The sequence below is a fragment of the Candidatus Spongiihabitans sp. genome, assembly GCF_965247905.1.
GTDB lineage: Bacteria > Pseudomonadota > Gammaproteobacteria > Arenicellales > Poriferihabitantaceae > Spongiihabitans.
Genome location: NZ_OZ252047.1, coordinates 2027836 through 2040830, shown reverse-complemented (window position 1 = coordinate 2040830; position 12995 = coordinate 2027836). Strand labels below are relative to the sequence as shown.

Genomic DNA, 12995 nt, shown 5'->3' with positions numbered 1-12995 from the left:
AAAATATGAGGGTTGCGGGGTATGCGGGTTATTTTGGCAGCCGGCTATTTTGACAACGCGCACAAATTCCGTAGAGGGTAAGGGAATGGTCCTGTAAGGAAAAGCCGTGGTCCTCGGCAACTTTTTCCTGCAACAATTCGATTCGCTCGTCAACGAATTCGGTAACCCTGCCACACTGGGCGCAAATCATATGATCATGATGGTCTTCGTCGTTGAGTTCAAACACAGATCGATCACCTTCAAAGTGATGCCGAATGACCAGACCGGCGTCTTCAAATTGGGTAAGCACACGATATACCGTAGCAAGCCCCACTGAATCTTCCTCATCGAGCAATTCCTTATAGACATCCTCGGCCGAGAGATGGCGTATTTTACTGTTCTCAAGTACGGACAGCACCCGCAGTCGGGGCAGGGTGGTTTTTAATCCGGCTTGTTTAAGATCGCTGCTGTCCACTATCGGCTATTGTAACGAGAGATTGATGCGCTAATTATACCTCAGCCAGCCATTTGATTGGTATTCTGTTGCTTCGCTTGATTTAGGCAAACAAGACGGCAAAACAAGACAGTAAAGCCTCGGCCAGGATGACAGCCAGGCTCCCCCCTTTTTTATTATCCTTTACAAATTTCCGGTAGATCGCCGGACAGGCCCATGGCGTATTTGGCAAATTGTGCTTTTAACGGCGGCATCCGGTCGGCTAAATTCAGGCCCAGGTGCCTGGCGGTTTTTATGGGCTCATGAGCGTGCCCGAATACCGTTTTGAAACCTTTCATCATACCTAACACCATCTCATTTTCTCCTTTGCGCCAGCGTTCGTAGCGGCGAAGCACGGAGTGGTTGGCGATGTTTTGCCGGTTAGTGCGAGCCTGGTTCACGACTTCCGCCAAGGCAGCCACATCCATCAATCCGATATTCGCGCCCAGTCCGGCCAATGGATGGGTGATGTGGGCGGCGTCGCCGACCAGCGCGGTGTATTTGTCAATATAGCGCGCGGCATGATGTTGACGCAATGGAAAACGAAACCGTTCATCACATTCCAGTACGCGCCCAAGATGTTGTTCGAAAAGGTCGGACAACGCCGCGCAAAATGCAGCATCGGATAAATCCATCAGGCGGTCGGCGCAATCCATTCCACCGGCTCGGTCACAGGACCAGACGACGGAACATCGGCCGTCTTGCAGCGGCAGCATGGCGACCGCACCGGTGGGCAGAAAACTTTGCCATGCGGTTTGTTGATGGCGCCTCTGCGTGGCGACGCGGGTGACGATGGCGTCCTGCTGATAATCGAAACCAGCCGTCTCAATGCCGCATAGTTCGCGCACTTTGGACTGCGCGCCATCGGCGCCGACCAATAATCCGCATTCAAGCGATTTATTGTCTTCGGTAACCAATACTAATTTGTCTTTATAGATTTGCCTTTGCGATAAAGAAGTGCCTTCCATGATGGACACATTGTAATTTTGGCGCAGTTTCTCAATCAAGGCACTGACTATGACACTGTTTTCGATGATAAATCCCAGTTGGGGTTGACCTAGGGCTTGGGCATCGAAGGAGATGGCTGCGTCGCTACCCTGTTCCCAGACGCGCATGGCGCGATAGGGGCTCACTCGGTTGTCCCGCATGGCTTGCCAGACTTCCAGCGCCTGAAAAATATTCATTGATGCGATATTAATTGCGCTGACCCGTGCATCGCCCGCTTGCCAATCTGCTATGGACTTGCTGTCAAGCAATCCGACCCGCAAACCTTGTTTGGCAAATAAGCAGGCTGCGGTGGCGCCGACCATCCCGGCACCGGCGACAACAACGTCAAATGTGGCATCGCATGCCGTATCACGTGGCGCAGTAGATTTCGCATCAGATTTTTTTGCCATCCTGGGTTTCCCGATAATCTATTCGCCTAATGGCTATTCGCTCAGTGCGATATCAAGGGGACGCCCAAAGCCAGTTTCGATTGCCGGCCGGCAAGCCCCATCGTGCGTTTCAATAAGAATCGTTTGGCCGGCGGGCAATGCTCGATCGTCGTGAGCCCAAGATTTCGCGCCAAGCCCAAAGCTTTTGAATCGTTGGAAAAAACCGCTATTAAACCGTGGGTCAATTTAGTCACCATTTCGGTATCGCGCTTGCGCGCTCGAGTGTAGGCATTGATCATCGATTCACCGCCCAGGTCGAAATTTTCCCGGTACGAATTTTCCCGGTGAGAATTTTCCGGGTCCGAATCCGGCAGATTAAAGATAATTTCGGCCAGTTCGGCGACATCCCGCAATCCCAGATTAAACCCTTGCCCGGCCACCGGATGTACGGTATGGGCGGCATTGCCGATAATAATAACTCGTCCGCTGGCTGGGTCAGGCAATGTTGAGCGTTTGAGCGGGTAATGATTGCGCGGGGATGGATTGCTAAAATTGCCAGCACGATCACCGAATGTATCTTGCAACGATGCGACAAATTCATCATCAGACAAGGACATCCGTGATGCCACATTATCCCGGCGGGTGGTCCACACTAAAGCATATCGGCCGCTGGCATCACCCACGCCATCACCCGCGCCCTCAATCGTGCTATGCGGCAGCAGTGCCAGTGGCCCCTCGTCGGTAAAGCGTTCGTAGGCGCGTCCATTGTGCGGCCGGTCAGTGGTCACGATACTTAAAACAGCGGATTGTGCGTAGTCGGTGGCCCTCGCTTTGTGATGAAATTGCGCATCGTGATTCAATTGTTGGCCAAGAGATGAGCGACCGCCATCCGCCAAAACCACCAACTTTGATTTGATGCGTTTGGTTTTTCCGTCATGGATAATTTCCACTGAGCAAAAGTCACGGTGTTGCCGCAGATTTTGTGCACAAGCAGGGCAGGCAATCCGGGTATTTTTATCCTTTTCCAATTGCGCCCACAGAACTTTTCCAATCACTCTGATGGGTACCACGTAACCTAATGCACTGATCTTGATATTATTGATTCGGGCATCTTTATGGGATAGATGAGTTTGACCAAAATGACCCCGATTTGATATGTGAATATCCAAAATAGGTTGCGCCTGGATTGCCTGAATATTTTTCCAAATACCCATTGCGCTAAAAATTAGTTTTGCGCTGTGGGTCAGCGCCACGGTGCGTTGGTCGTCATTGGATTGATGGGCGGATTGATGGGCAAGTTGATTGTCAGATTGTCGGTTGGCAGATTCAACAAGCAGCACATTCTTGCCGGTGGGTTTGAGGGCGACAGCGAGACTGGCGCCGACCAGACCGCCGCCGATGATGATGATATCCGTTTCACCATCCAGTCCTTGGGCGTGGTTTCCGGGCTTGCTTTCCGTTGTCATTTTCCTGCCATCAATGCTTCTATCTCATTGATTTCTCGAGGAACATCTTTGGTGAGCACTTCGTTTCCCTGGCGCGTAACATGCACATCGTCCTCGATGCGTATGCCGATATTGTGCCACCTGGGATCGACCTCGTTGGCCGCTGAAATATACAGTCCGGGCTCAACCGTCAACACCATGCCCGGTTCCAGAACACGCCACTGCCCGTCAATTTTGTAATCGCCCACGTCATGCACATCCATGCCCAGCCAATGCCCGGTGCGGTGCATGTAAAACGGCTGATAGGCTTGGGTTTCGATGAGTTCGTTAATTTCCCCGTCCAAGAGTCCAATATCGACCAAGCCCTCGGTGAGCGTTTGCACTGCCGCCACATGATACTCAATCACACGGTTGTTGGGTTTAACTTCATTGAGCGCCGCTTTTTGCGCGGCCAGTACAATTTCGTACAGCGCTTTTTGCTCGCCGCTGTATTTTCCATTGACCGGAAAAGTCCGGGTGATGTCCGCGGCATAGCAATCGACCTCCGCGCCCGCATCAATAAGCAATAAGTCGCCATCGCGCAATTGGCAATGGTTCTCCACATAATGAAGAATACAGGCGTTGGCGCCGCCGGCAACGATAGACGGGTAGGCATTGTATTTGCTGCCGCCCAGACGAAACTCACATTCCATTTCCGCCTGCACCTGATACTCGTATTTACCGGGCTGAGTGAATTGCATGGCGCGTCGGTGCGCTGCCGCGGACAGCCTAGCCGCGTTGCGCATAATCTTGATTTCGTCTTTTTTCTTGATGAGGCGCATTTCATGCAGGATATGACGAACATCGAGATACTCGCCGGGCGCGTGCGCGCCGTTGCGGCGTTTGCGCCGAACCGCGTTGATGCTGCCCAACAACTCGCTGTCGAATTCAGGATAGCGTCCCATCATGGTGTAAACCTGGTCGCGATTGTCGAGCAGTTGCGGCAGTTTTTGCTGCAGTTGGTCGATAGGAAACGCTTGGTCCGCGCCATAGTCGGAAACCGCGCCCTCAAGCCCGGCGCGCGCGCCATCCCATTGCTCCTTGTCCGCATCTTTTTCCCGGCAAAACAATAAAAACTCGCCTTCCTTGCCACCGGGTATAAAAACAGCCACCGCTTCGGGCTCGGGAAAATGGGTAAGATAATAAAAATCGCTATCCGGGCGAAACTGAAACAGCACATCGCCGTTACGTGGTTGATGACGCGCCGTGGTCAAGATGGCAATGCCATCCCCGATAAAGTGCATCAGGTCCTGACGGCGGCGTTGGTAAATATCAGCGGTCATGGCTGCCGCCGGCAATGAAATAATTAAGCATGGTGTATAATTCTGGATTTGTGTTGATATTGTAAACCAGAGTGCACGATTTTCTCATCATTTAATAGGAATGAAACTCGTGAATTCAACGGCCAAATTGACCGAAAAAGTTGATATATTCAGCGCAGCATCCATCCATAGCATAGCGAACAATAAACAGATGTTTAACAATATCGACTGGCGCTTATAAAAATGACGGAAGACACCCTGCAAAAATTAGAGCAACGCGTGGCCGACATGATCAATCTGATTGAAGAGATGGGGCGTGAAAATGAAATACTACGCACCGACCAGCAAATGCTTCGGCAGGAATTTAAGTCGCTACAGGAAAAAAACAAGATCGCCAGGGGTCGCGTGGAGCAAATTGTCGCGCGATTAAAATCGCTGGAACCCTGAGTTGGCGTTCATAAAAATCACATACGAATATCACTGGCAAAACAAACCATGCCAAAACCGGAACAAAAACAAAGCGTGAAAGTAAGCATCATGCAGCGGGAATTTACCGTGGCCTGCGGTCATGAAGAAACCGCAGGATTGATCGAAGCGGCGGCCTATTTCGATAAACAAATGCGCGCCATTACCAAAGGCAGCCAGATTTTGACCGTCGATCGCTGTGCAATCATGGCCGGCTTGAACATCGCCCATTCATTGCTGCAAATTCAAAAGGCCGTTGGCGCGCAAGAAAACATGGATTCCAGACTGCAATCGCTGCATGACCAGATTGACCAGGCCGTAATTAATATTCAACAAGTTGTGTCCTGAGTCCCGTAATATCCGATAAGGCTATGCCGATTAGGGATATTTATTAAGGCTCTGTCCGGGTTCACCGCAGATGAGACAAGTCAGGTCGCCAAGGCGGGTTGCCGATAGCGCACCATCGGCGTCATCAATCCAAACCATCGTGTGCTCGGCAATGATTATAGGTGCACTGGTAATGGGCCAGTTCCTGATTATCCGGCGGCGAAGCCAGCGGCCGCCTTTGAGGAGACGGGGCAATCCGCGAACTCCCCAACCCCCCTTGATCCCCCCTTATCAGGGGGGTGACATCAGGGAGGAGACTGAGCCGCCGTCGTCGCGAGCGGAAGATGCGAGACTCCCCTTCACAGGGGGACTGAGTGCGCCATCGTCATCGCGAGTGAAAGATGCGAAGCTCCCCTGATAAGGGGGGTGCGGGGGGTTACTGGTTCACTGGCGGCATCGACAATCGCCCCGCTACGGACAGGTTTTCACTCCTGCAAAACCTGCATTTCCGCCATCCCTGGCGGTCGGTCGATACTCGTTCCATACAGTATCGACACTTCCGCCATCCCTGGCGGTCGCGGCCTGTCCCTTCACTCCCCGTCGTCATTCCTGCGGAAGCAGGAACCCAGTAAAACATTCGTCTCGCGTAGCGGGACACAATCGCCAGGGAAGGCGGGAGTGCAGATTTTGCCGGGAGCATCTATCTGCCAAAACCGCAAGCCCAAGGCGAGCGCCAGCCTCGCCGTTGGGCAAGGTCAGCAGCTTCGCCGCTGGGTTTTCTCACTGGATTATCGGGTCAAGCCCGATAATGACGGGAGAGCGGGAATCCAGGCTGCCGCCTTGCCCGCCCAAACCGAGGCGGCCAGGCCGTAACCGAGGCGGGCGGGCCGTAACCGAGGCCGGCATCGGGCGCGTCTAAGGTCGGTGTCTCGGCGGCTATATTGCTCAAGGTTACGGTTGCGACACAACAGGCTGCGGACGTGTTAGACTTGATGCGGGTATTGCCTGCGGTGTTCGAGTTGTCTCCGAAATCCTTAGAACCTAATCTATCAACTCGGGCGCTGTTATGAATGACGGGCGTGTATGACCTCAGCGTTTAGCTGGCGCGAATCCCGAAGTTATTCTTTGCGCCCACTTTGGACCCTTTCGGTTCAAGGTAAGCGAGCATACGGCATTTGCGGGCAATACCTGCTTTATCTTGTTTTTAGGGCGCGCTCAATTTTTCACCCGCCGCCCCGATAAATGCACTTGAAATAAATGCGCCTGAAGTAAATGCACTTGAACGATCTTGCGCCAGAACAATCTCAGAATAATAACGTGAGCGATAGTCGTCATAAAGCGGCGCTCAGAGGCGCCATGCGCGCCAGACGCAGATCACTCAGCGCCGACCAACAAGCCGTGGCGGCGCGTGGACTATTGGCTCAGTTGCAATCAGTCGCCGCGTTTTTGGAAGCCACGAAAATTGCCCTGTATTTAGCCCATGATGGCGAGATTGATCCCATAGAGGCGATGAAATGGTGTTGGCATAATTCAAAACAAGCGTGCCTTCCGATTGTCCAGGCAGGAAAAAACAGGCCAAACAATACACTGGTGTTCGCAAATGTGAACGAGCAAACCGAATATGCGGAAAACCGATTCAGCATCAGCGAGCCGGTAGTCGAACAGGATCAAATGATTCAAGCACAGAGTTTGGACCTGGTGCTAATGCCGCTGGTTGCCTTTGATCAAAATGGCAATCGGCTCGGCATGGGAGGCGGTTTTTATGACACGACTTTCGCCTTCTTAACAGAAAAATCAACCGACAAACCGAGACTAATCGGCATCGCCCACGAAATTCAGAAAGTGGACACTATTTCCGCCGAGCATTGGGATATTCCACTGACTACTGTGGTAACGGATAAAAACATATATAATTTGGGCATGAATGAATCCATGCCATAAAAATAGAATGAAATACTGGTTAATGAAAAACGAGCCGAGCGATTTTTCCATTGATGACTTGGCCACGGTTAAAACTGAACCCTGGGACGGGATTCGAAATTACCAAGCCAGAAATTTTATGCGCGATGATATGTCTATCGGCGATAAAGCGTTCTTTTACCATTCAAGTTGCAAGACGCCGGCGATTGTCGGCCTGATGGAAATTGCCAGCGAAGCCTATGCCGACCACACTGCATTTGATCCAAACGAGCGCCACTATGATCCTAAAAGCAAGCCGGACAACCCAACCTGGATTAGGGTCGATGTTAAATTTATTTCCAAACTGGACCACCCCGTTACCTTGCAGGCATTAAGGCAATATCCTCAATTATCGGCTATGCGCTTGTTGCAAAAAGGCAACCGACTATCGATCACCCCGGTTGAGAAAAAGCATTGGGATTTTATTTGCGAGATCGTGAAAGAGCGCTAATGGTGATAATGAAATCGCAAAAACAACTCATCGGCGCCATCTTGCTTGGCGGCTTGTTTATTATTAGCGCGGGCATTTTTTTGTTCGACGCCGATGCAACTGAAACCAAAAACATGATAAAAATGACCACTTCTGTTGGTGTCATCGAGATTGAACTTTATCCCGACGCCGCCCCGCAAACCGTAAAAAACTTCATTGGCTATGTCGAATCGGGCCACTTTGACGGGTTGATATTTCATCGGGTCATTCCCGGGTTCATGATCCAGGGCGGCGGATTCACCCCGGACATGAAGCAACGAAGCACCCAGCCGCCGATCGTCAACGAAGCGGACAATGGGCTAAAAAACACCGTTGGCACCTTGTCCATGGCCAGGACCTCGGCGCCGGATTCCGCCACCTCGCAATTTTTCATCAATCTGGCGGATAACGCATTTCTCGACTTCACCGCTAAAACGCAGCAAGGATGGGGCTATGCGGTATTTGCAAAAGTCATCAATGGCTTGGATGTGGTCAAGCAAATCGGCGGCGTTGCCACTGGAAATGTTCGCGGACATGGCGACGTGCCGTTAGTGGCCATAGTGATAGAGACGGTTGAAGTGATTTCAGAATAGTTTTGACCTGAAAGAACTTGAAGCCGAAAGAAGCGGCGGTTTTGTGTTATAGTCCCCTTGTTATCAACCTGTTGGCGGCGGGAAGCCAAGCAGCAGTTCCAGTTCTGGTACACGTCGTGCTAGCCGAATTCTATCTGTTGTGCCGATGATGGGCGCCTGATTCAGGCCGCCTGCCAAGTCTTGCTTGTCGATGCCTATTCAACAGGAGAACAGCGCCCGGGCTGAATCAAGATCGCGTTGGTTGGCAATGATGTCGGCGCTTTGATGCCAGCACTTTAATTCGGGGTCCATAACCAATACTGACAAGTGGAGAAAAAAATGGTATCGAGTCACGGAGCAGATGAAGCTGCTTTAGAAAGATCGTATTCAGTTGCGCCGCCAGTGGAGGTCGCCATTGCCGAGGGATTGCTGAGGGAAGCAAAACAGATTATGGACCAACTAGGCGTGGTCTTCTTTCTTCGGCAAGGCACATGCCTGGGCGCGATCAGGGACCAAGGCATTATTCCGTGGGATGATGACTTGGATATTGGATCAATAATCGGACTGCATGGGGTCACGGAAAAGACCGTGGATACGGTTGCCTCAGCCTTTAGCGAGCAAGGGTATTTTGCCAGGATTGAACGCAACGATCACTATACCAACGTGTCAATGATGAAGTCCTCAACCAGGATAGACTGGACCTGCTACCGCATCGTTGACCACAGCATAGTCCACTACCCTGGGGTGCGTATTCCGGCCAGGCTGTTTACCCGATTGAAGGAAATAGACTTTATTGGCGCGAAGTTTCTGGTTCCCAATCCGCCCGAAGAATACTTGCGTCACAAGTATGGTGCGGCGTGGAGGACGCCAAAGAAAACGGGGTTTGAGCAAGATGTTTTGAATTTGGTTGCGGATGGCCCCCGAGACGTTTCCTCAAACAACACCAGTGGCAATGGCGGCGGCAAGCTAAGGGTGCTTGATCATGAGAGCAACCCCATTTTTGACGCCGAGGTCAGGGTTGCCGGGGTAGGCCGTTCCAGGACCAATAAACTGGGCTACACCAAGTTAAATCTGCCCAGCGATGACTGGTACGCGCTGGTTATCAAGTATGACAACCACGAGGAAGTGCTCTACCAGGAGAAGCTGACTCGAGACCAAACCTACATTTACAGAGCGGATCCCGCGGCGGTTTCTGGCCGGCTCTGTGTCTTGTCCACGGCGTGACTGTCATGATTTTAATGCCAAATGCCAGTCCGTGGAAAAGCCGGATGAAAAAGGAAACGGAGCGATGATACGAGTGTATGCGGACATGGTGGCCGACCTGTTTCATTATGGGCATGTCGAGTTTCTGCGGCAGGTCAGCGGCCTGGGCGACTATGTTCTGGTGGGAATTAATGCCGATGATGTGGCGCAGGTTCATAAGCGCAGACCGATACAGACGATGGAACAGCGTATCGCGGCGGTTGCCGCCTGTCGGTATGTGGACCAGGTGATTCCCAACGCGCCGTGGGTATTCGACCCTGCGTGGATCGAGAAATACAACATAGATGTAGTGGCGCATGGCGATGACTATTCCGCTGAGCAACGACGGCGTATCTACAAGGTGCCCATTGAGATGGGCATATTCCGAGCGGTCAATTATACAAAAGGCATCTCAACCACGGATATTATCCATCGCTGCAAAGCGTCGCCGCCTGAAAAAATACTGTTGGTTTGATTCGACCGGACCGGGTTGGCATTCGGGGACATTGCGCGGCTGTGAGGAAAACGCGTTGCTTTTTCCGCGCCGTCCGCCAGGATGGCAACAAATTTTTATAGCTATGCTTTGGTTGCTTGTGCGTTTGTTGCCAACCGTTGCAACGGTTTCTCATTAATCGGCAAGTGAATTAACGCGGCCAGAATTCCGACCACTATCCCAGCCTGCCACATACCGTCGTAGGACCCGGTTTGGTCATAAATACGACCGCCCAGCCAGACGCCCATAAAGCTGCCGAGTTGGTGACTCAGAAAAACGATTCCGAATAAGGTTCCCATATACTTAACCCCAAATATCTGCGCCACGATACCCGTGGTGAGTGGAACGGTGGATAGCCAGAGCAGGCCCATCGCGCCGGCAAATAACAGCATCACTAACGGCGTTTTCGGCAGTAACAGCAGGGCCATGATAATGATCGCCCGGCTGAAATAGATGACGCTCAAACCGCATTTTTTACTCCACTTCTGGCCAGCCCATCCGGATAACAGCGAACCGATGATATTCATCAAGCCAATCAGGGCGATGGAATAGGCGCCAATTGCCGGGTTGAGCCCGAGGTCTTGAATATAGGCGGGGAAATGAACCGTTATAAACGCGACATGGAAGCCGCATACAAAGAAGCCAATGGTTAACAGCGCATACCCGCGATGATGAATCGCTTCATAAACGGCTGCCGACAAAGATTGGTCGCTGATTTTCTTTGCTTGCACAGCCGATGAATTGCTCGTGGAATTGGTCGTGGAATCAGGCAGGCATAAGGCCAGGGGTATCATCAACAGCGTCATTGAGGCGAGAATGACCAGCGCGGTTTGCCAGCCGAACGCGGAAATAAATCCCTGACTAAGCGGTGAGAATAATACTTGCCCGAACGAGCCGGCGGCCGTGCCTAATCCCAAAACGAAGGATCTTTTTTGCGCGCCCACAACCCGCACCATGACCGCCAACGCCAGCGTGAATGCGGAAAAGGCAATGCCGAGTCCGGCCAGAATGCCGCCGGTCATATGCAAGGCAAACCCGGTTTCGGCATTTGCCATTCCCCAGACGCCGATGCCGTAAACAATGGCGCCGACGATAATCACTTTGACCGAGCCGAACTTATCGGCGATGGCGCCGGCGAACGGCAAGCCGATTCCCCACATCAGGTTTTGCAATGCCATGGCCAGCGCGAAAGTTTCCCTGGACCAGTTCAGCTGCACCGTCATCGGCTCCAAAAACAGCCCGAATACCGAGCGTATTCCGAAACCGGTAGTGGAAATCAGGCAGCCGGCGATGATCACTACCAGCGGCGTGCGCCAACTTTTTAAACTTGATGACATTATTTCAAGTATCCCCTTAAATTCCCGATTTTGCTTGCCGCCTTGATTTATAACGCCGATTAGCCAGCTTCAATCATCGATGCTTCCATCGCGGCTTTCTTTTTTCCACAAACGCGGCCATGCCTTCCTTTTGATCTTCGGTCGCAAAAGTCGCCTGAAATTGGCGGCGCTCAAACAGCAAGCCGTCGTGCAGGCTGGTTTCCATCGCCTGGTTGACGCATTCCTTGTTCATCATCAACGCCGGTCGCGACTTCGCCGCGATTGACTTCGCGATGCCGATGACTTCATCAATAAACTTTTCTTCCGCTAAGACGCGCGCGACCAACCCGCATCGTTCGGCTTCAACCGCATCCATCATCCTGCCCGTCAAGCACATGTCCATCGCCTTTGACTTTCCGACCAGGCGAGTGAGTCGTTGGGTGCCGCCCCAACCGGGAAGAATGCCCAAGTTGATTTCCGGCTGCCCGAATTTCGCGGTTTCCGAGGCAATGATGAAGTCGCACATCATGGCCAGTTCGCAGCCGCCACCCAGCGCATAACCGCTCACGGCGGCGATCACCGGCTTGCGGCATTGGCCAAGCGCCGCTTCCAGGCCGCCGACCGCATCGTCCTGGTAAGCATCGATATAGGATAGGTCTTTCATTTCCGTGATGTCGGCGCCGGCCGCAAAAACTTTTTCGCCGCCGGTAATCACGATGGCGCCTAATGCGTGATTGTTTTCAAAATCAGATAACGCCTGGGTCAACTCGGTTCTGAGTTGGTTTGATAATGCGTTCAGTACTTGTGGTCGGTTAAAAGTTATCAGTCCAATGTCCTGGCCAATGTTCTGGCTAATGTTTTCAGCAATAATCGTTTTATATGTCATCGTAAGTTATGTCGTCGGTTATGTGTGATCAAAATTTCAGGTAAATTATAGCGAATAAAATGGTTTGAAAATAATGCTCAACACGCCAAGTCGGTGCTTGTGCCTATGGTTTGGGTAAATTTAACAAATTTCTGAGATTCACGCGAAGCAACCGATCTTTTATAATGGTTAAAGATACTTTAAGCGGTTGATTTCGGATAGATTTTAGCAGATATTGACACCCATTTTCGTGGCGCATATTGAAGCGAAACTCACACTCTTTCAAATGAGTCCGGCGTAGCCGAACTCATTTGCGGCGAAGCCGCCGGTTTGTGTCTGGCAAAGCCGGATGCCAAAAAGAGTCACGCTACGCGTGACAGATATTTAACTGGATTCCCGCCTTCGGCGAGAATGACGGCCGGGAGGGCGGTTTTTTCCGCCTGCCGGCGAGGATGACAAATAAGGGTCGTCATTGCCCGGCCCATATTATTATTATTGGCCGGGCAATCCAGTTATTAAACCGTCCGGCGTAGCCGGACTCATTTGCGGCGAAGCCGCCGGTTTGTGTCTGGCAAAGCCGGATGCCAAAAAGAGTCACGCTACGCGTGACAGATATTTAACTGGATTCCCGCCTTCGGCGAGAATGACGGCCGGGAGGGCGGTTTTTTCCGCCTGCCGGCGAGGATGACAAAT

General features: G+C 52.0%; 16 protein-coding genes, 1 other RNA gene and 1 pseudogene. 11 read left to right on the top strand and 7 right to left on the bottom strand.

All coding sequences use genetic code 11. From position 1 onward, the window contains the following. Positions 1 to 28: 28 nt before the first annotated feature. The 4 genes from fur to pepP all read right to left on the bottom strand — a co-directional run bounded on the left by fur (position 29) and on the right by pepP (position 4615). Positions 29 to 454 (bottom strand): ferric iron uptake transcriptional regulator, encoded by a 426-nt coding sequence (gene fur, locus ACP158_RS10560; protein ID WP_424946090.1) that lies wholly within the window; start codon positions 452 to 454, stop codon positions 29 to 31. A gap of 155 nt (positions 455 to 609) precedes the next feature. Then, positions 610 to 1869 (bottom strand): UbiH/UbiF/VisC/COQ6 family ubiquinone biosynthesis hydroxylase, encoded by a 1260-nt coding sequence (locus ACP158_RS10555; RefSeq protein WP_424946089.1) that lies wholly within the window; start codon positions 1867 to 1869, stop codon positions 610 to 612. A gap of 41 nt (positions 1870 to 1910) precedes the next feature. Next, positions 1911 to 3314 (bottom strand): FAD-dependent monooxygenase, encoded by a 1404-nt coding sequence (locus ACP158_RS10550; RefSeq protein ID WP_424946088.1) that lies wholly within the window; start codon positions 3312 to 3314, stop codon positions 1911 to 1913. Continuing rightward, positions 3311 to 4615 (bottom strand): Xaa-Pro aminopeptidase, encoded by a 1305-nt coding sequence (gene pepP / locus ACP158_RS10545; RefSeq protein ID WP_424946087.1) that lies wholly within the window; start codon positions 4613 to 4615, stop codon positions 3311 to 3313. Before pepP ends, ACP158_RS10550 begins: the two co-directional genes overlap by 4 nt. 222 nt (positions 4616 to 4837) lie before the next feature. On the opposite strand from pepP, the gene ACP158_RS10540 reads away from it, so the two are divergent. The 9 genes from ACP158_RS10540 to ACP158_RS10500 all read left to right on the top strand — a co-directional run bounded on the left by ACP158_RS10540 (position 4838) and on the right by ACP158_RS10500 (position 10103). Beyond that, a complete protein-coding gene (locus tag ACP158_RS10540; protein WP_424946086.1) occupies positions 4838 to 5041 on the top strand; it encodes a hypothetical protein in 204 nt (67 codons plus the stop codon). Between the two features lie 48 nt (positions 5042 to 5089). Further along, positions 5090 to 5407, top strand: coding sequence for a cell division protein ZapA (locus ACP158_RS10535; RefSeq protein WP_424946085.1), 318 nt, complete (start codon positions 5090 to 5092; stop codon positions 5405 to 5407). 666 nt (positions 5408 to 6073) lie between these two features. Then, positions 6074 to 6259, top strand: a complete 186-nt coding sequence (locus ACP158_RS10530) for a hypothetical protein (RefSeq protein ID WP_424946084.1) — start codon at positions 6074 to 6076, stop codon at positions 6257 to 6259. 126 nt (positions 6260 to 6385) lie between these two features. After that, a non-coding RNA gene (gene ssrS, locus ACP158_RS10525) (6S RNA) lies at positions 6386 to 6574 on the top strand. 129 nt (positions 6575 to 6703) lie between these two features. After that, positions 6704 to 7327: a 5-formyltetrahydrofolate cyclo-ligase gene (locus ACP158_RS10520; protein WP_424946083.1), complete on the top strand. Its 624-nt coding sequence runs from the start codon at positions 6704 to 6706 to the stop codon at positions 7325 to 7327. Between the two features lie 7 nt (positions 7328 to 7334). Further along, positions 7335 to 7796, top strand: coding sequence for an EVE domain-containing protein (locus ACP158_RS10515; RefSeq protein WP_424946082.1), 462 nt, complete (start codon positions 7335 to 7337; stop codon positions 7794 to 7796). 113 nt (positions 7797 to 7909) lie between these two features. After that, complete coding sequence (locus ACP158_RS10510; RefSeq protein WP_424948450.1) at positions 7910 to 8407, top strand: peptidylprolyl isomerase; 498 nt, start codon at positions 7910 to 7912, stop codon at positions 8405 to 8407. 318 nt (positions 8408 to 8725) lie between these two features. Continuing rightward, positions 8726 to 9610, top strand: a complete 885-nt coding sequence (locus ACP158_RS10505; RefSeq protein ID WP_424946081.1) for a LicD family protein — start codon at positions 8726 to 8728, stop codon at positions 9608 to 9610. Positions 9611 to 9641: 31 nt separating this feature from the next. Further along, complete coding sequence (locus ACP158_RS10500; RefSeq protein WP_424946080.1) at positions 9642 to 10103, top strand: adenylyltransferase/cytidyltransferase family protein; 462 nt, start codon at positions 9642 to 9644, stop codon at positions 10101 to 10103. Between the two features lie 101 nt (positions 10104 to 10204). Here ACP158_RS10500 and ACP158_RS10495 read toward each other — a convergent pair whose 3' ends face one another. The 3 genes and pseudogenes from ACP158_RS10495 to ACP158_RS10485 form a co-directional block, all read right to left on the bottom strand. Then, on the bottom strand, positions 10205 to 11458 hold the full coding sequence (locus tag ACP158_RS10495; RefSeq protein WP_424946079.1) for an MFS transporter: 1254 nt from the start codon (positions 11456 to 11458) through the stop codon (positions 10205 to 10207). A 73-nt stretch (positions 11459 to 11531) separates the two neighbouring features. Next, positions 11532 to 12323 carry an enoyl-CoA hydratase gene (locus tag ACP158_RS10490; protein ID WP_424946078.1) on the bottom strand — a complete coding sequence of 264 codons (792 nt, stop codon included), beginning with the start codon at positions 12321 to 12323 and terminating at the stop codon, positions 11532 to 11534. 178 nt (positions 12324 to 12501) lie between these two features. Beyond that, a pseudogene (locus ACP158_RS10485) lies at positions 12502 to 12591 on the bottom strand (IS1595 family transposase); the annotation flags it as partial. Between the two features lie 41 nt (positions 12592 to 12632). Between ACP158_RS10485 and ACP158_RS10480 the strand changes: the two are divergent. Continuing rightward, positions 12633 to 12758 carry a hypothetical protein gene (locus ACP158_RS10480; protein WP_424946077.1) on the top strand — a complete coding sequence of 42 codons (126 nt, stop codon included), beginning with the start codon at positions 12633 to 12635 and terminating at the stop codon, positions 12756 to 12758. Between the two features lie 16 nt (positions 12759 to 12774). After that, positions 12775 to 12990: a hypothetical protein gene (locus ACP158_RS10475; RefSeq protein WP_424946076.1), complete on the top strand. Its 216-nt coding sequence runs from the start codon at positions 12775 to 12777 to the stop codon at positions 12988 to 12990. Positions 12991 to 12995: the final 5 nt, after the last annotated feature.

Excerpts from the sequence above, each read along its gene's own strand:
- ACP158_RS10555 (WP_424946089.1), bottom strand. The coding sequence starts at position 1,869 with ATGGCAAAAAAATCTGATGCGAAATCTACTGCGCCACGTGATACGGCA.
- ACP158_RS10550 (WP_424946088.1), bottom strand. The coding sequence starts at position 3,314 with ATGACAACGGAAAGCAAGCCCGGAAACCACGCCCAAGGACTGGATGGT.
- pepP (WP_424946087.1), bottom strand. The coding sequence starts at position 4,615 with ATGACCGCTGATATTTACCAACGCCGCCGTCAGGACCTGATGCACTTT.
- ACP158_RS10540 (WP_424946086.1), top strand. The coding sequence starts at position 4,838 with ATGACGGAAGACACCCTGCAAAAATTAGAGCAACGCGTGGCCGACATG.
- ACP158_RS10535 (WP_424946085.1), top strand. The coding sequence starts at position 5,090 with ATGCCAAAACCGGAACAAAAACAAAGCGTGAAAGTAAGCATCATGCAG.
- ACP158_RS10515 (WP_424946082.1), top strand. The coding sequence starts at position 7,335 with ATGAAATACTGGTTAATGAAAAACGAGCCGAGCGATTTTTCCATTGAT.
- ACP158_RS10510 (WP_424948450.1), top strand. The coding sequence starts at position 7,910 with ATGATAAAAATGACCACTTCTGTTGGTGTCATCGAGATTGAACTTTAT.
- ACP158_RS10505 (WP_424946081.1), top strand. The coding sequence starts at position 8,726 with ATGGTATCGAGTCACGGAGCAGATGAAGCTGCTTTAGAAAGATCGTAT.
- ACP158_RS10495 (WP_424946079.1), bottom strand. The coding sequence starts at position 11,458 with ATGTCATCAAGTTTAAAAAGTTGGCGCACGCCGCTGGTAGTGATCATC.
- ACP158_RS10490 (WP_424946078.1), bottom strand. The coding sequence starts at position 12,323 with ATGACATATAAAACGATTATTGCTGAAAACATTAGCCAGAACATTGGC.